The organism is Kushneria sinocarnis (assembly GCF_003633775.1).
In the GTDB taxonomy this organism is placed as follows: domain Bacteria; phylum Pseudomonadota; class Gammaproteobacteria; order Pseudomonadales; family Halomonadaceae; genus Kushneria; species Kushneria sinocarnis.
On the sequence record NZ_RBIN01000005.1, the window covers coordinates 69,243 to 86,943 of the forward strand.

17 protein-coding genes are annotated in these 17,701 nt (G+C 65.7%); 12 read left to right on the top strand and 5 right to left on the bottom strand.

Annotation, left to right across the window (positions count from 1 at the left end):
- Positions 1–37: 37 nt before the first annotated feature.
- A complete protein-coding gene (locus C7446_RS09040; RefSeq protein ID WP_121173029.1) occupies positions 38–577 on the bottom strand; it encodes a carboxypeptidase regulatory-like domain-containing protein in 540 nt (179 codons plus the stop codon).
- A 20-nt stretch (positions 578–597) separates the two neighbouring features.
- Positions 598–2,010, bottom strand: coding sequence for a sigma-54 interaction domain-containing protein (locus C7446_RS09045; protein ID WP_245977784.1), 1,413 nt, complete (start codon positions 2,008–2,010; stop codon positions 598–600).
- A 139-nt stretch (positions 2,011–2,149) separates the two neighbouring features.
- On the opposite strand from C7446_RS09045, the gene speB reads away from it, so the two are divergent.
- The 10 genes from speB (at position 2,150) to C7446_RS09095 (ending at position 12,559) form a co-directional block, all read left to right on the top strand.
- Complete coding sequence (speB, locus tag C7446_RS09050) at positions 2,150–3,103, top strand: agmatinase (RefSeq protein ID WP_121172789.1); 954 nt, start codon at positions 2,150–2,152, stop codon at positions 3,101–3,103.
- Positions 3,104–3,179: 76 nt separating this feature from the next.
- On the top strand, positions 3,180–3,965 hold the full coding sequence (locus C7446_RS09055) for a class II aldolase/adducin family protein (protein WP_121172790.1): 786 nt from the start codon (positions 3,180–3,182) through the stop codon (positions 3,963–3,965).
- A 95-nt stretch (positions 3,966–4,060) separates the two neighbouring features.
- The gene (locus tag C7446_RS09060) at positions 4,061–5,461 is read left to right on the top strand and encodes a sodium:solute symporter family protein (RefSeq protein ID WP_121172791.1); all 1,401 of its coding nucleotides are present in this window, start codon (positions 4,061–4,063) and stop codon (positions 5,459–5,461) included.
- Between the two features lies 1 nt (position 5,462).
- Entirely contained in the window at positions 5,463–7,076 is a 1,614-nt protein-coding gene (locus C7446_RS09065) for a 5-guanidino-2-oxopentanoate decarboxylase (RefSeq protein WP_121172792.1), read from the top strand.
- Positions 7,077–7,183: 107 nt separating this feature from the next.
- Positions 7,184–7,636 (top strand): hypothetical protein, encoded by a 453-nt coding sequence (locus tag C7446_RS09070; RefSeq protein ID WP_121172793.1) that lies wholly within the window; start codon positions 7,184–7,186, stop codon positions 7,634–7,636.
- A gap of 70 nt (positions 7,637–7,706) precedes the next feature.
- On the top strand, positions 7,707–8,783 hold the full coding sequence (locus C7446_RS09075) for a PA0069 family radical SAM protein (protein ID WP_121172794.1): 1,077 nt from the start codon (positions 7,707–7,709) through the stop codon (positions 8,781–8,783).
- 77 nt (positions 8,784–8,860) lie between these two features.
- The gene (locus tag C7446_RS09080; protein WP_121172795.1) at positions 8,861–9,850 is read left to right on the top strand and encodes a zinc-dependent alcohol dehydrogenase family protein; all 990 of its coding nucleotides are present in this window, start codon (positions 8,861–8,863) and stop codon (positions 9,848–9,850) included.
- A 119-nt stretch (positions 9,851–9,969) separates the two neighbouring features.
- Positions 9,970–10,827: a cytochrome b/b6 domain-containing protein gene (locus C7446_RS09085; protein WP_121172796.1), complete on the top strand. Its 858-nt coding sequence runs from the start codon at positions 9,970–9,972 to the stop codon at positions 10,825–10,827.
- Entirely contained in the window at positions 10,820–11,596 is a 777-nt protein-coding gene (locus C7446_RS09090) for a molybdopterin-binding protein (protein ID WP_121172797.1), read from the top strand. Before C7446_RS09085 ends, C7446_RS09090 begins: the two co-directional genes overlap by 8 nt.
- 135 nt (positions 11,597–11,731) lie before the next feature.
- Positions 11,732–12,559, top strand: coding sequence for a hypothetical protein (locus tag C7446_RS09095; RefSeq protein ID WP_121172798.1), 828 nt, complete (start codon positions 11,732–11,734; stop codon positions 12,557–12,559).
- A 119-nt stretch (positions 12,560–12,678) separates the two neighbouring features.
- On the opposite strand, the gene betT is transcribed toward C7446_RS09095, so the two are convergent.
- A complete protein-coding gene (betT, locus tag C7446_RS09100; RefSeq protein WP_121172799.1) occupies positions 12,679–14,745 on the bottom strand; it encodes a choline BCCT transporter BetT in 2,067 nt (688 codons plus the stop codon).
- 308 nt (positions 14,746–15,053) lie between these two features.
- Positions 15,054–15,737: a hypothetical protein gene (locus C7446_RS09105; protein ID WP_121172800.1), complete on the bottom strand. Its 684-nt coding sequence runs from the start codon at positions 15,735–15,737 to the stop codon at positions 15,054–15,056.
- Positions 15,738–15,984: 247 nt separating this feature from the next.
- On the opposite strand from C7446_RS09105, the gene C7446_RS09110 reads away from it, so the two are divergent.
- Positions 15,985–16,338, top strand: a complete 354-nt coding sequence (locus tag C7446_RS09110) for a translation initiation factor (protein ID WP_121172801.1) — start codon at positions 15,985–15,987, stop codon at positions 16,336–16,338.
- A gap of 3 nt (positions 16,339–16,341) precedes the next feature.
- On the top strand, positions 16,342–16,764 hold the full coding sequence (locus C7446_RS09115; protein WP_121172802.1) for a YbaY family lipoprotein: 423 nt from the start codon (positions 16,342–16,344) through the stop codon (positions 16,762–16,764).
- On the opposite strand, the gene C7446_RS09120 is transcribed toward C7446_RS09115, so the two are convergent.
- Positions 16,745–17,626 carry an NAD-dependent protein deacetylase gene (locus tag C7446_RS09120; protein WP_121172803.1) on the bottom strand — a complete coding sequence of 294 codons (882 nt, stop codon included), beginning with the start codon at positions 17,624–17,626 and terminating at the stop codon, positions 16,745–16,747. The genes C7446_RS09115 and C7446_RS09120 overlap by 20 nt on opposite strands.
- Positions 17,627–17,701 lie beyond the last annotated feature (75 nt).

The window sequence follows — 17,701 nt, forward strand, 5'->3', positions numbered from 1 at the left end:
GCCACCAGGCGCCCGTTTTTTCATGGCATCACCACTATCAGCGGCTCAGCTCCACCTCGACCGTACTCCCCTCGCCCACCCTGATCTGCTTGAGAATGAAGGGACTGCGGCCCCCATCCGGCAGCGCGACCGTACCGGCAACATAAAACTCCCCGGCCGGAATACCGCTGGCGCTGAAATAGCCGCGACTGTCGGTGGTCGTCGTATGGGTATGGGCCCGTGCGCGCGGGTCGGCGGGCTCGACCCGGCGACCGGCCAGCGCCTCACTGGCCGCTTCGGCGGAGTACTCGGTGACCGGGGCAATCGAGACCTGCTCATGATCGCCGTATACGGTGCCCCCTTCGGGACGCTGATAGAACAGCCGCCCCATGACCGCGGCGGTCCCGCTTTTCGGCAGCGCGGCGTAGGTCTCGGCCGGAAACGGCACCTGACGCCTGACCACCGGACCGGCAGGTTTCTCCTCGCCCGGCAGCCACTCGCCGATCTGACGCTGCACGCTCTGACAGCCCGCCAGCGCCAGCAGCAGCGCCGCCGTGATCACGACCCTGCCGGTGCGCCGGTTGCGCCTCGTTCCCATGCTCCCGCCCTCCCCGATGCTCATGCGTGATGTCCGGTCAGCTTTATACCGTGTTTTCTCAGCTTGCGCACCGCACCGGGCTGGCTGATGCCCAGCCGACGCGCCACTTCATAGGTGCTCCCGGCGTCACGGGCGGCCTGCTCCAGACACGCCCGCTCGGTGCGCGCCAGCGCCTCGGCCAGGGTGGGCGGCATCGGCTCCGCCCCCGAGACAGTGTCATCCGCGGGCGCAGCCGTGCCGGTTTCCCCGATTCGGCCCGGCGTGTCACTGCCGGCCAGCCACCGACGCTCGAGGAAGTTCTCCAGCTCACGCACATTGCCCGGCCAGTCATGGCCCATCAGATACCCCCACAGCGACTCGTCGACCACCCGGGTCTCCCCGTAGCGCTCGCCGAGCCGGCTCATGTGGCGCTCCACCAGTGCCGGAATCTCCTCGCGGCGCTCGCGCAGCGGCGGAATCGACACCGGCACCACGTTGAGCCGGTAGAACAGATCGAGCCGGAAGCTGCCCGCCTCGACCCGGCTGGCCAGATCCTGATGAGTGGCGACGATCAGACGAAAATCGAGCCGGCGCGGCTGGGTGTCCCCCAGCGGCAGTTCCCCGATCTCGTCGAGCAACAGGGTGCCACCCTCGGCCTGCTCCAGCAGCCCCGGCCGGCCGCGCGGCGGCGCACCGCTGAAGGCCCCCGGCATCGAGCCGAACATCTCCGCCTCGAACAGCCCCTCGGGAATCGCCCCGCAGTTGATATCGATGAAGGGGCCGTCACGCCGGCTGCTCCAGCGATGCAGCTGGCGGGCCAGCAGGGTCTTGCCGACCCCGGACTCCCCCAGCAGCAGTACCGTGGCATCGGTATCGGCGACCCGGCGCAGCAGGCCGCGCACCTCCTGCATCGCCCGGCTGTGCGCCTCGAAGCCCGGGTCCGCCTCGTCGGCGGTGTCGCCGGAGTGCCTGAGCTGAGCGCTCAGGTGCCGGGTCAGCTGCACATACTCCTCCTGCAGATGGCGCAGGTCGGTGGTATCCCGCGACCGGCTGATGATGCGTACCAGCTCATCGCCGATGAACACCGGATGCGCCTCGGCCAGTACCTGCCGCCCGGTGGGGGTGGTCTGCATCACCCGCTGCGGGCAGCGGGTCGCGAGCACCCGCAGCGTCACCGAAGGGGCGAGCACACCCCGGCGCTCGAGCTCGGCCACCGTGGTCTCGCACAGGGCCTCGACCGTCAGGCCATAGACCGCCCCGCAGCTGGGGCTGGCCCGCAGGATGCGACCCTCGCCATCGGTAATCAGCAGATGGTCATGGGTGGTGGCCAGCAGCGTGGTCAGCAGGGCGCTGTCGATGTGCTCGGTCGCCGGCGTCAGCCGGTGTGGATGAGCCGTCATGGCGATCGCCTCCCGGGCATCGCGGTTGGATCGATTCAGTTCTGTATCACTCATGCATCACTGAATCACAGTTTGGCCGCCACCGATACAGCGCTGTATCACGCCGGTCGGCAAGTCATTGATCTGCCATGACATCGCAGTTGGCACATTTCCTGCTCGGTAAGTTGCCGTGCTCATCGTGGAGAGTTCGACAATGACAACCCGAGATTTCAATCAGCCGCTGGGCGGCAACGCGATGCCCCGATTCGGCGGCCCTGCCACCATGATGCGCCTGCCGACCCAGGAGAGCGCGGCCGGGCTCGATGCCGCCTTCGTCGGCATTCCCATGGACATCGGGACCTCCAACCGCCCCGGCACCCGCTTCGGTCCCCGTCAGATCCGGGATGAGTCGCGCATGCTGCGCCCGTTCAACATGGCCACCCGGGCAGCCCCCTTCGAGAGCCTGCAGGTCGCCGATATCGGCGATGTCCCGATCAATACCTTCGATCTCAAGAAGAGTGTCGGCATCATCGAGCGCTTTTATGATGAGCTGCTCGGCCACGGCACCCTGCCGCTGACGCTCGGCGGCGATCACACCCTCACCCTGCCGATCCTGCGGGCGATGGCGAAGCGACACGGCCCGGTGGGGCTGGTGCACGTCGATGCCCATGCCGACATCAACGAGCACATGTTCGGCGAACAGATTGCCCACGGCACCCCGTTCCGGCGTGCCGTCGAAGAGGGGCTGCTGGATACGAACCGGGTGGCCCAGATCGGCCTGCGCGGCACCGGCTACTCGCCCGAGGAGTTCGACTGGGGACGCGAGCAGGGCTTTCGCGTGGTGCCGGCCGAGGAGTGCTGGCACCAATCGCTGACACCGCTGATGGCGGACATCCGGGAGAAGGTCGGCGGTGGCCCGGTCTATCTCAGCTACGACATCGACAGCCTCGATCCGGCCTACGCCCCGGGCACCGGCACGGTAGAGATCGGCGGCCTGACCATCCCCCAGGCACTGGAGATCATTCGCGGGCTGCGCGGGCTGGACCTGGTCGGCTGCGATCTGGTCGAGGTCTCCCCGCCCTATGATGCCCACGGCCAGACCGCGGTCGTCGCCGCCAACCTGCTGTTCGAGATGCTCTGCGTGCTGCCTGGCGTGCGCTATCGCTGATGCCAGCCCGCGGCATTGCCGAACTCAATGACAACAATACGGGCAAGGCCCGGCCGAATTCGGACAGGAGTTCCTCATGACCACACTCGCCCATGCCCCGCTGCCTGCAGAATATGCCGGGCAGATCGATGACATCGAGTGGCAGGCGCGCTGCGAACTTGCCGCGCTCTATCGGCTGATCGCGTACTACCGCATGACCGATCTGATCGATACCCATCTGACCCTGCGGATTCCCGATGGGCAGGATCATTTCCTGATCAACCACTACGGCATCCCCTTCGAATGCATGCGCGCCTCTGACCTGGTACGCATCGATCACAAGGGCAGCGTCGTGGATCGTCTCAACCCCGAGGGGCACGTCAATACGGCAGGCTTTGTCATCCATTCGGCAGTGCACATGGCACGCCCGGAGCTCAGCTGTGTCATTCATACCCATACGGCAGCCGGCATGGCAGTCGCGGCACAGCAGGAGGGACTGCTGCCCATTACCCAGCATGCGCTCAGGTTTTACGGCCATCTCGCCTATCACGAGTATGAGGGCATCGCCCTGGACCTCGCCGAACGGGAACGCCTGGTTGCCGATCTGGGCCGGCATCGCGCCATGATCCTGCGCAATCACGGTCTGCTGGTCGGCGGGCGGGATGTCCCCGAGGCCTTCATGGACATCTACTTCCTCGAACGCGCCTGCCAGGCGCAGATCCAGGCACTGTCCGGAGGCCGGCCGCTGCATTATCCCGACGAAGCGACAAGGCAGCATACCGCAGCGCAGTTTGACAGCGACAGCGAGGCTGAAATCAACAGGCTCGCCTGGCAGGCCGCCCTGACGCTGATTGCCGATCAGCACCGGCAATGGTGTTCCTGAATGACCGCCGGGAGGCAGTGGCCCGGCCATCATGCCGCCCTGCCTGACGGACAACAACAATCACCCGCCCCCGGGGGCGGAAGGAGATAGCACTCATGTGGCTCGATCTGCTGGTAATCGCCCTTTATGCGCTGGGCATGCTCTGCCTGGGCTGGTGGGGCATGAAACGCGCTACCAACCAGGAGGATTATCTGGTCGCCGGCCGCCGGCTGGGGCCGGGGCTCTATATCGGCACCCTCTCGGCGGTGGTACTCGGCGGGGCCTCCACCGTGGGTACCGTCAAGCTCGGCTACACCTACGGGCTGTCGGGCATGTGGCTGTGCGCCGCGCTCGGTCTGGGACTGATCGTGCTCAGTCTGGCGCTGGCCAGACCACTGGCGAAGCTGAAGCTCTATACCGTCACCCAGCTGCTGGAGCGGCGCTATACCCCGGCGGCGAAGACGGTCAGCTCGGCGGTCATGCTCGCCTATGACCTGATGATCGCCGTCACCTCGACCATCGCCATCGGCACCCTGGTGACGGTACTGTTCTCGGTGCCCTCCTGGGTGGGCATTCTGATCGGCGGCACCATCGTGGTGATCTACTCCACCATCGGCGGCATGTGGTCGCTGACGCTGACCGACATCATCCAGTTTCTGGTGATGACAGTGGGCATGGTGGCACTGATGCTGCCACTGACGGTGCACTATGCCGGCGGCTGGTCGGCGCTGATGGCAAAGGCCGAGCCGGGGCACTTCTCGCTGACCGGCATCGGCTGGAACACCATCATCACCTACTTCGTGATCTATTTTCTCGGCATTCTCATCGGCCAGGACATCTGGCAGCGGGTCTTTACAGCCCGCTCGAGCGGGGTGGCCCGGGTGGCCGGCACGGCCGCCGGGCTCTACTGTATCGCCTATGGCGTGCTCGGCGCACTGGTGGGGGTTGCCGCCAGCGTGCTGCTGCCGAATCTCGACGACGCCAACAACGCCTTCGCTGCGGTGGCCCAGCTGGCACTGCCCGACGGTGTCCGCGGACTGATCATTGCCGCGGCCATGGCGGCGATGATGTCGACCTCCAGCGCTGGCACGCTGGCGGCCTCGACGCTGCTGACCCGCGATCTGCTGCCGGCCGTCAACGGCGGCCGGCCGGTCGAGCGGCTTGCCAGCCATCGGCTCTGCACCCTGGCGATCGGCGTGGTGACCATCCTGCTGTCGCTGCTGGTGGATGATGTCATCGGCGCCCTGACCATCGCCTACAACCTGCTGGTCGGCGGCATGCTGGTACCGATCATCGGCGCCATGTTCTGGAAGCGGGCCTCCAACGCCGGCGCCATCGGCGCCATGATCGCCGGCACGCTGGCGGTGGTAGTCTTCATGCTCAAGGACGGCCTGCTGGCCAACTCGCCGATCTATGCCGGTCTGATCGCCAGCCTGCTGGTATTCGTGGCCGGCAGCCTGCTGCGCCCGCAGTCGCATGCCACGCCAGCGACCGCCAGCCGCACGGGAGGGGCCTGACATGACCACCCTCGCCCACTGGCTGGTCACGGCCCTCGAGGCGCGCGGCCTCGAGACCGTGTTCGGCATTCCCGGCGTCCATACCATCGAGCTCTATCGCGGCCTGGCAGGCAGCCGGCTGCGTCACGTCACCCCGCGCCACGAGCAGGGGGCCGGCTTCATGGCCGACGGCCATGCCCGCGCCAGCGGGCGGCCGGCCGCCTGTTTCATCATCACCGGACCGGGGATGACCAACATCGCCACCGCCATGGCCCAGGCTTATGCCGACAGCGTCCCGATGCTGGTGATCTCCAGCGTCAACCGGCGGCGTGAACTCGGCATGCAGGAGGGGCGCCTGCACGAGCTGCCCTCGCAGCAGCAGAGCATGAGCGGGCTGTGCGCCTTCAGCCATACCCTGCTGGAGCCGGCCAACCTGCCCGCCGTGCTCGATCGTGCCTTCGCCGTGTTCGCCACCTGCCGGCCGCGGCCGGTGCATATCGAGATTCCCCGCGACCTGTTCGCCGCCGAGTGCCCGCTGCCCGCTGCCGGGCCGCTGCCGGTTTTTCATCCGCCGGGCGCCGATCCGGCCGCCATCGAGCAGGCCGCACAGTGGCTCAACGCGGCCGACCGGCCGCTGCTGCTACTGGGCGGCGGTGCCCTCCACGATCCCGACACGGCGCGGCGGCTGGCCGAGCGGCTTGATGCCCCGACCCTCACCACCATCAACGCGCGCGGCCTGCTGGGCCGCGCGCATCCCCTCGATCTGGGTGCCAATGCCACCTGGCCGGCGGTGCGCGAGCATGCCGCCCGTGCCGATGTCATTCTGGCGATCGGCACCGAGCTCGGCGAAACCGATTACGACGTGACCTTCGATGAGGGCTTTCGGCTCACCGGCCGGCTGATCCGCGTCGATATCGACGCCGAGGCCCTGAGCACCAGCCATCGCCCGGCCCTGGCGATGGTGGCCGAGGCCGGCGGTGCCCTGCGCGCCCTGCTGCCCCGGCTCGAACAGGGTCACCACGCCGGCGCCGCTACGGTCGCCTCCCTGCACGGGCAGCTGGCGCTGGCCGAACGGGCCGACATGGCGCCCTTCGTGCCGCTGTTCGAGATGCTGGATCGGCTGCTGCCGGAAGCCATCGTGGTGGGTGATTCCACGGCCCCGGTCTATGCCGGTAACCATCTCGCCCGGCGCGGGCAGGTGCGACGCTGGTTCAATGCCTCGACCGGCTACGGCGCCCTCGGCTACGCCCTGCCGGCCGCCATCGGCGCCGCGCTCGGTGCACCCCGCCAGCCCGACGGTGCGCCGCCGCCGGTGGTGGCCCTGGTCGGCGATGGCGGGCTGATGTTCACCCTCGCCGAGCTCGCCACCGCCCGGGATGAACACCTCCCGCTGATCGTGATTGTCTGGCACAACGCCGGTTACGAAGAGATTCGCCACGCCATGGACGCGGCCGATGTCCCGCGTCTGGGGGTCGATCCCGTGGCACCGGACTTCGCGGCGATTGCCGCCGGTTTCGGCTGCCACTGGCAGCAGCTCGCCACGCCCGGAGAGCTGGCCGCCACGCTGTCGACCGCGGCCGAACGCCAGGATGCCCCCTGGCTGATCGAGATCGATGCCACCCGCTGGCCCGGCTGAGAGGAGGCCGCAGGCCCTGGCGCTTCACATCCCGACGGAACAGGGTTAGACTTTGGTCTATATCGACCAAGGTCGTAGATGGCGTTCCCGTCAGGAGGTTACCGCTCATGTCACTGGCCACTTTCATGCCCCGGCTGTCGCGCTATACCGCGACGCTGCTCTCCTCGTTCACCGACGCCTCTGCCGAGCGTCCGCAGCGGGCCCCGGCGCCCCGCCGGAGCGAAGCGCTCCGCTATCACGCCGTGCGCTCCGGCGGTCGCTGCCTGTGTCTGGCGGAATTCAGCGGCGCGGCTGCCACGCCGGTGTCGCTTGCGCTGCGTGACGACCTGCTCGAGGATACCGCCAACGCCCGTGACGCCGAGCGCTTTGCGGTGACCTGGCTTGCGCACTACTTCAACGATGACGAGCAGGCTCGCCGGCATGCCCCGTATCTGGCGCGCGCCCTGGCGACGCGTCTGGGCGCGGGTGGTTTTGTCACGCTCTATACCAGTGAGCTGAGTCGACTGACCAGCCTCGAACGGCATGCCGATCAGCCCAGATGGGTGGCCTACAGCCTGTAACCGGCGCCGGACTGGTCAACCCGACGCGCCCAGTATACTGTATGCAAATACAGTTATCGGGAGCGTCGTCATGTCCGCTTCATCCCTTCGTGGCCGGGGTGCCAGTCACAATCCGCACCACCGTTTCGAACGCATCCGGATCGATGCCGTCGACGATGGCTGGTGGCAGGAGGAGAGCGAGCCGACCCGCGCCACCGAGGTGCGCTGCGAACAGAGCCGCTCGGCAATCTCGCGCAACGACTCACCGGACATTCCCTTCGCGCGTTCACTCAACCCCTATCGCGGCTGCGAGCACGGCTGCATCTACTGCTTTGCCCGCCCCAGCCATGCGTACTGGGACTTCTCGCCGGGACTCGACTTCGAAACCCGGCTGATCGCGCGTACCAACCTGGCCGAACAGCTCGCTCGCGAACTGCAGCAGCCCGGCTATCAGTGTCAGCCGATCGCCATCGGGGCCAATACCGACCCCTACCAGCCGATCGAGCGCGAACACCGGCTGACCCGGGGCGTGCTGGAGGTGCTGCTCGCCCACCGCCACCCGGCGACCCTCACCACCCGCAGCACGCTGGTACTGCGCGATCTCGATCTGCTCGGTCGGCTTGCCGAGCAGCGCCTGGTGCGGGTATTCATCAGCTTTACCACCCTGGATCGCGAGCTCAAGCGCCTGATGGAACCCCGGGCGGCCTCACCGCAGGGGCGGCTGCGCATCATCGAGACGCTCAGCGCACACGGCATACCGGTCGGCATCATCACCGCGCCGATGATCCCGATGATCAACGACATGGAGCTGGAACGCCTGCTCGAAGCCGGCCGCAACGCCGGTGCCACCAGTGCCGGCTATACCTTTCTGCGCCTGCCCCATGAGGTACGCCCGCTGTTCGAAAGCTGGCTCGCCGAGCACTTCCCCGAGCGGGCCGGCCATGTCATGAGCCTGATCCGCCAGTCCCGCGGCGGGCGTGACTACGACAGCCGTTTCGGCCACCGCCTGCGCGGTAACGGGCCCTTCGCCGACCTGCTGGCCCAGCGTTTCCGTCTTGCCATTCGAAGGCTCGGCCTCAACCGGCGCCGCCAGGAGCACGCCCTGGACTGCTCGCGCTTCGCCCCGCCGGGGCAGCAGATGGCGCTGTGGCCGGAGGCCGACGAGTGACGCCGCGAACACATTGACGGGATGACATCCGGCCGCCATGCTGTTAGCGGGCTAACGGACTACAGGAAGGCACACACATGTCACGTATCGTTCGCTTTCACGAACTGGGCGGTCCCGACGTTCTTCGCCTCGAGGAGGTGAGCGTCGCGCCCCCCGGGCCCGGGGAGGTGCAGATCCGACCCCGGGCCCTCGGCATCAACCGGGCCGAGGTCATGTACCGCACCGGCCAGTATCTGGTACAGCCGGAATTCCCTGCCGTGATCGGTTATGAAGCGGCCGGCACCGTTGAAGCCGTGGGGGAAGGCGTCAGCGAATTTGCCATCGGCGATGCCGTCAGTGTCATTCCGGCCTTCTCGTTTGCCGATTACGGCGTGCATGGCGAACTCGTCAACGCCCCGGTGCACGCCGTGGTCAGACACCCGGCCAACCTCTCCTTCGAGCAGGCCGCTGCCGCCTGGATGATGTATACCACGGCCTATGGCGCGCTGATCGATATTGCCGACCTGCAGCCGGGCGACACGGTACTGATCCGGGCGGCGTCCAGCAGTGTGGGGCTGGCGGCCATCCAGATCGCCAATCAGATCGGCGCCATTCCGGTGGCCCTGACACGCACCGACAGCAAGCGTCAGGCCCTGCTCGATGCCGGAGCGCAGCACGTCATCGCAACCGAGGAACAGGATCTGATCGAGGCGGTCGAGCGCATTACTGCCGGAGAGGGCGCCCGGGTGGCCTTCGATCCGGTCGGCGGCCGGAAAGTCCGCAATATCCTGAAGACGCTGAAATTCGGTGGCTTCTTCTTCCAGTACGGCGCCCTGGAAACCGATGACCTGACCATTCCGGTCATGGAGCTGCTGGGCAAGGATCTGACCATTCGCGGCTATCAGCTGTTCGAGGTCACCGGCGATCCGCAGCGGATGCAGCGCGCACGCGATTTCATCCACGCGGGTCTGGCCAGCGGTCAGCTTGCGCCAATCATCGCCCGCAGCTTCCCGCTCGAGGAGATGGCCGAGGCCCATCGCTACATGGAATCCAACAGCCAGATCGGCAAGATCATCGTGACGGTGTGAGCGGGGTCGCGGCCCGCAAGCCGCGATACCTTCGACGAAAAGGGGGCCGGCGGGCGGGCCCCGTTCGGGATGTGCTGGACTACACTCGGGGATGTCTTTCATTTCATGTGAGTGCCGGCATGCGTGCAGCCAGTACCGCCCCGCCTTCCTCCCGCCCGGTCAGACGCCACGCCCTGCCGGTCCGCCTCTGGCACTGGTTCAACCTGTGGTGTCTGGTCGTGCTGCTGATGAGCGGGCTGCAGATCTTCAATGCCCATCCGGCGCTCTACTGGGGCAGCGTTTCCAATTTCGACGATCCCTGGCTTGAGATGTACGCCATCCGCGCATCCGATGGCGCAATCGAAGGGGTGACGGCGCTCGGCCCCTGGCAGTTCGAGACCACCGGCGTGCTGGGCTACTCCAGCATCAATGGCCAGCAGACGGTGCGCGGCTTTCCTGCCTGGGCCACCCTGCCGAGCCATCAGTTTCTCTCCATGGGGCGGCTGTGGCACTTCTTCTTCGGCTGGCTGTTTGCCGTCAGCGGCGCGCTCTTCGTGCTCCATGCCGTGATCAGCGGGCACCTGCGACGGGATCTGTGGCCCGCCGGCCGCGAGTGGCGGGGGCTCGGCCGCGACATGCTCAATCATCTGAAATTCCGCTTTCACGATCATGCGGGCAAGTACAACAGCCTGCAGAAGCTCAGCTACGCCGGCGTCATCTTCGCGGCCCTGCCGCTGATGATCGTGACCGGCCTGTGCATGTCGCCCACCGTCAATGCAGCTGCCCCCTGGCTGCTGGATCTGTTCGGGGGGCGTCAGAGCGCCCGCTCGCTGCATTTCATCATCGCCGGCTCGCTGGTGCTGTTTGTCATCGTGCATGTACTGCTGGTACTGCTTACCCACCCGCTGCGCCAGCTGCGGGGCATGATCACCGGACGGGCGCCGGAGCGGCACGGGTCGCGTCGAACCGACGGCCATCCGGAGGTGCCCCATGAGTGATCGCGATGATCGCCGCCTGAGTCGGCGCATGCTGCTGCAGCGCGCGGCGCTGGGGGCCGCTGCGGTTACCCTGGGCGGCTGTGACCGGCTGTCGCAGAGCGAGACGATGACCCGACTGCTCGAGAGCGGTCAGGCCCTCAACATGAAAACCCAGCGGCTGCTGGCGGGGAGCGACGCCCTGGCCCCCGAGTATCCCGCCTCGATGATCTCGCCGGTCTTTCGGCCCAATGGCTCCACCAACCCGCAGACCGGGCTCTATCAGCGCCATCTCGCCAGTGACTTTGCCGACTGGCGCCTCGACATCGACGGACTGGTGGCGCAGCCGCTGAGCCTGAGCCTGACTGAGCTGCGCAGCATGCCGGCCCGTACCCAGATCACCCGCCACGACTGCGTCGAGGGCTGGAGTGTCATCGGCCAGTGGAGCGGCCCGGTGCTGGAGGATGTGCTCCAGCGTGCCGGCGTACGCCCCGAGGCCCGCTATGTGGTCTTTCACTGCATGGATCAGCTCAATGGCCGCGACTTCTATTACGAGAGCCTCGACATGGTCGCTGCCCGCCACCCCCAGACCATTCTGGCCCATTCACTCAACGGCGAGACGGTGCCCGTTGCCAACGGCGCGCCGCTGCGACTGCGGGTGGAGCGCCAGCTGGGCTACAAGATGGCCAAGTATCTGCGCGGCATCACGCTGGTCGAACATCTCGACGACATCCAGGGCGGCCGGGGCGGCTACTGGGAGGATCGCGGCTACACCTGGTACGCCGGCGTCTGACGCTGCGGCTTTGGTCGATGCCCCGGGGATCCGCGTTGACAAACGCCTGCGCCAGGCTGAACTGAAGGGGATTCAAGCGCCAACCGGCAAACCCGGAGGCGTCAGCCTTCATCCACTGAAAACGGACTGCACGATATGACTGGCACTGCCTTTCGCACTACCCTGCTCGCCTCTGCCGTCGCCCTGGCGGGGGCACTCTCGGCCGGAACGGCGCTGGCCGCCGACGACCAGGCCCAGACGCCCAGCAATCTGCGCGGCACCATCACCGAAATCTCGGATGACGGCTTTACCGTACGCAGCAACCAAAATGGTGAAACCCACCGCATCGCGGTCAGCGACAGCACGCGCTTCTCCGCCGTCAGACGCGCCAGCCTCGACGAGATCAGCGAGGGCACCTTCATCGGCACGGCCAATGTGCCCGGCAACGATGGCCAGGCCTCGCGGGCGCTGGAAATGGTGATCTTCCCCGAATCGATGAAGGGCACCGGACTGGGCAACTACCCCTGGGACATGCCACGCGGCGCCTCTGCCGGCAGCAACGCCGGCGACCGGCTGGGCGGGGCCGGCAGCAGTTCCACCATGACCAATGGCACCGTGACCGGTAGCGAAGATGGCGAAAAGCTGGGAGGCGCCGGGGGTAACTCCTCCATGACCAACGGCACCGTGACCGATACCGGCGGCAGCAAAAAGCTGGGGGGCGCCAGCGGCGGTTCCACCATGACCAATGGCACCGTCAGCGGCACCGACAGCAGCAACGGCACGATGACGCTGACGGTGGATTACGGCGACGGCAGCAAGCAGATTCGCGTGCCGCGCAATGTGCCTACCGTGAAGGCACAGCAGGCCACCATGGAGGATCTCTCCACCGGCCAGGCCGTCTTTGTTGCCGGTGACATGAACCAGTCACCCATCCCGGCGAAGGTAGTCATTGTCGGTCTGGACGGCACGGTGCCGCCTATGTAACGGCCGTCGCGCCCTTTCATGACCCCGGATCCATGATCACAGCGCCATGACCACGAAAAACCCCGGTCGCGTATTGCGACCGGGGTTTCCGTCTCAGCAACGTTCGCTGCTCAAGTGTCTCAGGCAGGGGGCTGCTCGGGACTGTCCGGCATGTTGACGCTACCGGGCTCCTGCCGGTTGAGATGCAGAAAGTGCAGGTGCCGCTCGTACTGATCGAGAATGTCCTCGATCACCTGTTCGCGGCTGTAGCCCATCAGATCATACCCCTGGCTGCCCTCGAGCAGATGCACCTCGAGCCGGTAGTACTGCGATGAGGCATGGGGCGTGCGCATCGCAAACGAGGGCGTTCCGTAGCGGCAGGTCCACACCTGGTAGGTGAAGTTCTGCTCCTCGTCGAGCTGCACGTTGAGCGAGATGTAGTGCGACTCGTTCTGGATGCCCTGATTGATCTCGACCTGTACCCCCTGCGCCTCGATCTCCTGGCTGACCGACTCCATCGCCGGTTGCACCGTCTCCGCGAGAAAGCGTTTCGACTGCTTGAGATCGGGGAAGCTCATGGCGCGCTTGAGCCGCTGCTGCCAGCTGCGATTGCTGCCGCGCTCGCTGCCGCCGCCGGTCCGGCCGGAAAGATGACCGGCCAGGCTGAGACGATGGCTGTCCTCCTTGAAGGCCTCGACCTTGAGCGCCTTGTAGAGCCCCGCAATCATGAAGAACAGCACCACCGAGAAGGGCAGCCCGGTGATCACCACCGCACTCTGCAGGGCGGAGAGGCCGCCGGCCAGCAGCAGCGCCAGGGTCAGTACGCCGATCACGGCCGACCACAGGATGCGCATCCAGATCGGTGCGTCACTGTTGACGTTCTTCAGGATCGAGGTGAAGTTCGACAGTACCAGCGCGCCGGAATCCCCCGAGGTCACGAAGAACACGATCGCCAGGATACTGACTGCAATGGTGGTCACGATCGGGAACGGATACTCCTGCAGGAACAGATAGATACCGGCTGGCGGCGTCTCCATGACCTGCTGACCGAAATCGGTCGCGCCATTCATGGCCATGTCGATGGCGCTGTTACCCAGCAGCGACATCCAGATCATCATGAAGGCGATCGGCAGGGTCAGGGTACCGGCCACGAAGGTACGAATGGTGCGCCCGCGCGAGATGCGCGCCAGGAACAGCCCCACGAACGGCCCCCAGGCAATCCACCACGCCCAGAAGAACAGCGTCCAGGCATTGAGCCAGCTGGTGGGCGGATCGAAGGCGTAGGTATCGAACGACATGGCGACAAAACCGGCCAGATAGTCACCGACGTTCATCACCAGCGCATTGAGCAAAAAGATCGTCTTGCCGGCAAACAGCACGAACAGCAGAAGCGCTACCGCCAGCAGGATATTGAACTCGGAGAGACGCCGGATGCCCTTTTCCACCCCGGTAACGGCGGAAATGGTGGCAAAGACGACGATCATCAGCACCAGAATGGTCTGGGTCCAGGCACTCTCGGTAATGCCGAACATGAAGTTCAGCCCATAGTTGAGCTGAATCACCCCGATGCCGAGGCTGGCGGCGATCCCGAAGACGGTGCCCAGCACCGCGGCAATATCGACCGCATGGCCGATGGGCCCGTAGATGCGTTTGCCGAAGATGGGATACAGCGCGCTGCTGATGGTCAGCGGCAGGTTATGCCGATAGCTGAAGAAGGCCAGCGACATCCCCACCAGGGTATAGATCCCCCAGCCCGAGAGCCCCCAGTGAAGGAAGGTCAGCTGCATGGCATGACGGGCAGCCGCGACCTGATTCTCCGGCGCATCGGGCGCGTTGTAGAACTGGGTCAGCGGTTCGGCCAGCGCAAAGAAGATCACGCCGATCCCGATGCCGGCGGAAAACAGCATCGCCGACCAGGAGAAGATATTGAAGTCGGGACGGGCGTGTTCAGGCCCCAGCCGGATCTTGCCGAAGCGGGAGAGGCCGATGAATATCACGAAGGCGAGATAGATGACGACCGTGAGGAAGTAGTACCAGCCGAAGGTATGGGCGATCCACCCCAGCACGGCGTTGATGACGGTGTTGGCCCGCTCGGTGTCGATCATCGTCCACAGCGAGAAGACAACAATCCCGATGACCGAGCCGTAGAAGACCACCGGATTGAGCCGATCCCGCGATGCGGTGTCGTTGTCGGTTTGTGCGCTCATGGGATTCCTGATGGTTCAAGAAGTGAAATGAAAACGCCTGGATCACCGCATGCGGGATCCAGCACGGGCCGCCTGATGCGCCGGATATCGCCGGGAGCGGTCTCCCTGACAACGGGCGCCAGCGATGCCGGCTCAGCGCGACCGCCACTATCCTCGCTTTATTTTAACGAGTGTTCAAGAAAAATCCATTATGGAATCTACAGGGTATAAAAATCGAATCTTATTTATAAGCAGCCCAACCACCCGTGAAACAAAAAAAGCGCCCCGGAAAGGGCGCTCTGGAGGCGGAGCCGGCCAGCAAGGCCGATTCAGAAGGTGTATTCGATCCCGATCACGGCGACCGGATAGATATGATACTTGTTCAGATCATCGCGGATATCGTCTTCCTGCCGGTCGGCTTCACGACGCAGCTCGGCCTGGACAGCCGGATCGGAGGTGGCACTGCCCCGCGGCGTGAGGGACACGTCCGGATCGATCCAGAAGGCCCCGGCCTCGGCGAAGAAGCCCAGCCCCGACCGGCTGCTGTTGCGCCAGCCCAGCCCCAGATAGGGTTCGACGCTGTCGGAGAGCTCGGCACGGCCCTCAAGACGCCCCAGATCCTCGGTGCTGTAGGTATTGCCGCCAAACCGGACCGAGTCCGGCGCCCCGTCATAGGTTCCCGTGGCCTTCAGCTGAACGTCCGGACGCACGGCCCCGGCCGACAGGAAGAAACCGCCGGCCCAGGGGAAGTAATCCAGCTTGAGGCTGTAGATGTCGGAGTCGATTTCACCGTCATAATCGACGTCATCGTTGCTGTAATCGAGATTGTCGTAGTTGAAGCCGCTGTAACCGGCGGTCAGTGCGAAATGGTCACTGAAGCGCCAGCTGACGCTTCCGCCGAAGCCGGTGGTGCCGGCCTGGGCCCCCACCGACCAGTGATCGGCCGCCTGGGCACTCACCCCGGTCGACAGCAGCAGTGCGCCAGCCAGCGCCATTGAAGCAGAACGAAACATGACAGACGATTCCCCTGAATAATAATTGGTATCGACGCGGCGGCTACCGTCGGCAAGATGGGCCCGGTCGTGTAATCCGGCAGTCGACGGCTTCTTATCATGCCCCATTTCAAACGGCTGCAAGGATCGAATACCCTGTTGCAATGGGTTCTGTTCGGGCCATGGTGGTACTGCCCGAAAATGGCGCACCACCCTGGCAGGCCTCTGTACCCGCTTTTATCACATCGCAACGCCTTGGAGAGCCATCATGTCATCGTTGCGTGACCAACTGAGTCGTCAGGTGTACTCCACCGAACAGGGTGATCTGCGCAAACAGCAGCTCCCTGACCATGATGTCGAGGATGAACGGCTGGCCCGGCTGGACGGCATCGTACGCCTCCGGCGTGAAAAGTCGGGCCGCAAGGGCAAGGGGGTGACCGTCATTGACGGCGTACCGCTGCGGGAAGAAGCACTCAAGCCTCTGCTGCAGGCCCTGAAGAAGCGCTGCGGCAGCGGTGGCGCGCTCAAGGAGGGCGTGCTCGAGATTCAGGGCGACCATCGCGACACGCTCAAATCGGAACTCGAGCGTCGCGGCTACACCGTTCGGCTGGCAGGTGGCTGACGCATGAGAGCACGGAAGTCCGCGCCACTGCTGGCGCTTGCGTGTATTTCCGGCCTACTGGGCGGCTGCAGCCTGTTCGCCGGCGAGCCGCAGCTGGAGACGCTATCGGGGCAGCTGACCAGCGAGACGACCACCTCCCTGCCAGCCGACGCCACGATCGAGGTACGCCTGATCGAGCACGGCGGCGATGACACCACCCTGGCAACCACCGAGCTGCACCACCCCGGGCCCTTTCCGATCGACTACCAGCTTCGTTACGACGCCGCTGCCCTGCGCACTGACCACCGCTACACGCTGGATGCCACCATCCGGGTCAACACTCGGGTGCGCTATCTCAACGGCGACACCGTGCCCCTGTCGACGGAGCACGACCCCGGGCAGCCGCTGGATATTCCGATGGTGCCGGTCAACCGCCCGGACGCATGACCGTCAGCAGGGTGGCAAGCCCCTCGTCGATCCGGTCATGCTTGAGGGTGAAAAGCGCATCGGCCCGGGTGCGACCGCGATTGAAACAGAAGATGGGCATGGCGAGTCTCGCGGCATGGCGGGCAAAGCGATAGCCCGAGAACACCATCAGCGAGGAGCCGATCACCAGCAGGGCATCGGCCCGCTCGAGCATGCCCATTGCCCGGCCGAGGCGCGGATGGGACACGTTATCGCCGAAGAACACCACATCCGGCTTGAGAATGCCGCTTTCACAGCGCGGACAGGCCGCCAGCCGAAAGCGTGAGAAATCCACCTCCTCGAGATAGGCATCCCCGTCGGGAGCCACCTCGGCTTCCATGTTCACCCAGTCGGGGTTGAGCGCGCCGAGATGCTCATGCAGGGCATCGCGCTTTATGAGCAGATTGCACTGCATGCAGCGCACCAGATCGGCACGCCCATGAAGATCGATCACCCGGCGGCTGCCGGCCTTCTGATGCAGCCGATCAACGTTCTGGGTAATCACGCCCTCGATGTGGCCGCGCCGCTCGAGTTCCGCCAGCTCGCGATGGGCCGCCCCCGGCTGCGCCCCGGCAAGCAGCCGATAGCCCACCAGGCTGCGCGCCCAGTAGCGGCGACGCGCCCACTCGCTGCTCATGTAGCTCTGATGGCTCATCGGCTGCGGGCGCTTCCAGGCCCCGCTCTCGTCGCGATAGTCGGGGATGCCGCTGGCGGTGCTGATACCGGCGCCGGTCAATACACACAGCCGCCGCCCCTGCACCTGCTCGGCCAGCACTGCCAGGGTGCGATCGCGGCTCGCGGCGTCCTCATCGCCGGCATCCGGTCTGACTGGCTGGTGTTTCATGACGCTGGCTGACCTCTCTTCGTTACCCGCTCTTCACCGATCGGACGTGGTCCCCGCGGACCACTGCCGTTACCA

What these genes read in the sequence shown, in the direction of transcription:
- betT (WP_121172799.1), bottom strand. Translation starts at nt 14,745, where the DNA reads ATGAGCGCACAAACCGACAACGACACCGCATCGCGGGATCGGCTCAAT.
- C7446_RS09055 (WP_121172790.1), top strand. Translation starts at nt 3,180, where the DNA reads ATGACCACACTCGCCCATGCCCCGCTGCCTGCAGAATATGCCGGGCAG.
- C7446_RS09065 (WP_121172792.1), top strand. Translation starts at nt 5,463, where the DNA reads ATGACCACCCTCGCCCACTGGCTGGTCACGGCCCTCGAGGCGCGCGGC.
- C7446_RS09080 (WP_121172795.1), top strand. Translation starts at nt 8,861, where the DNA reads ATGTCACGTATCGTTCGCTTTCACGAACTGGGCGGTCCCGACGTTCTT.
- C7446_RS09085 (WP_121172796.1), top strand. Translation starts at nt 9,970, where the DNA reads ATGCGTGCAGCCAGTACCGCCCCGCCTTCCTCCCGCCCGGTCAGACGC.
- C7446_RS09070 (WP_121172793.1), top strand. Translation starts at nt 7,184, where the DNA reads ATGTCACTGGCCACTTTCATGCCCCGGCTGTCGCGCTATACCGCGACG.
- C7446_RS09120 (WP_121172803.1), bottom strand. Translation starts at nt 17,626, where the DNA reads ATGAAACACCAGCCAGTCAGACCGGATGCCGGCGATGAGGACGCCGCG.
- C7446_RS09110 (WP_121172801.1), top strand. Translation starts at nt 15,985, where the DNA reads ATGTCATCGTTGCGTGACCAACTGAGTCGTCAGGTGTACTCCACCGAA.
- C7446_RS09095 (WP_121172798.1), top strand. Translation starts at nt 11,732, where the DNA reads ATGACTGGCACTGCCTTTCGCACTACCCTGCTCGCCTCTGCCGTCGCC.
- C7446_RS09115 (WP_121172802.1), top strand. Translation starts at nt 16,342, where the DNA reads ATGAGAGCACGGAAGTCCGCGCCACTGCTGGCGCTTGCGTGTATTTCC.
- C7446_RS09060 (WP_121172791.1), top strand. Translation starts at nt 4,061, where the DNA reads ATGTGGCTCGATCTGCTGGTAATCGCCCTTTATGCGCTGGGCATGCTC.
- C7446_RS09090 (WP_121172797.1), top strand. Translation starts at nt 10,820, where the DNA reads ATGAGTGATCGCGATGATCGCCGCCTGAGTCGGCGCATGCTGCTGCAG.
- C7446_RS09105 (WP_121172800.1), bottom strand. Translation starts at nt 15,737, where the DNA reads ATGTTTCGTTCTGCTTCAATGGCGCTGGCTGGCGCACTGCTGCTGTCG.
- C7446_RS09075 (WP_121172794.1), top strand. Translation starts at nt 7,707, where the DNA reads ATGTCCGCTTCATCCCTTCGTGGCCGGGGTGCCAGTCACAATCCGCAC.
- C7446_RS09040 (WP_121173029.1), bottom strand. Translation starts at nt 577, where the DNA reads ATGGGAACGAGGCGCAACCGGCGCACCGGCAGGGTCGTGATCACGGCG.
- speB (WP_121172789.1), top strand. Translation starts at nt 2,150, where the DNA reads ATGACAACCCGAGATTTCAATCAGCCGCTGGGCGGCAACGCGATGCCC.
- C7446_RS09045 (WP_245977784.1), bottom strand. Translation starts at nt 2,010, where the DNA reads ATGAGTGATACAGAACTGAATCGATCCAACCGCGATGCCCGGGAGGCG.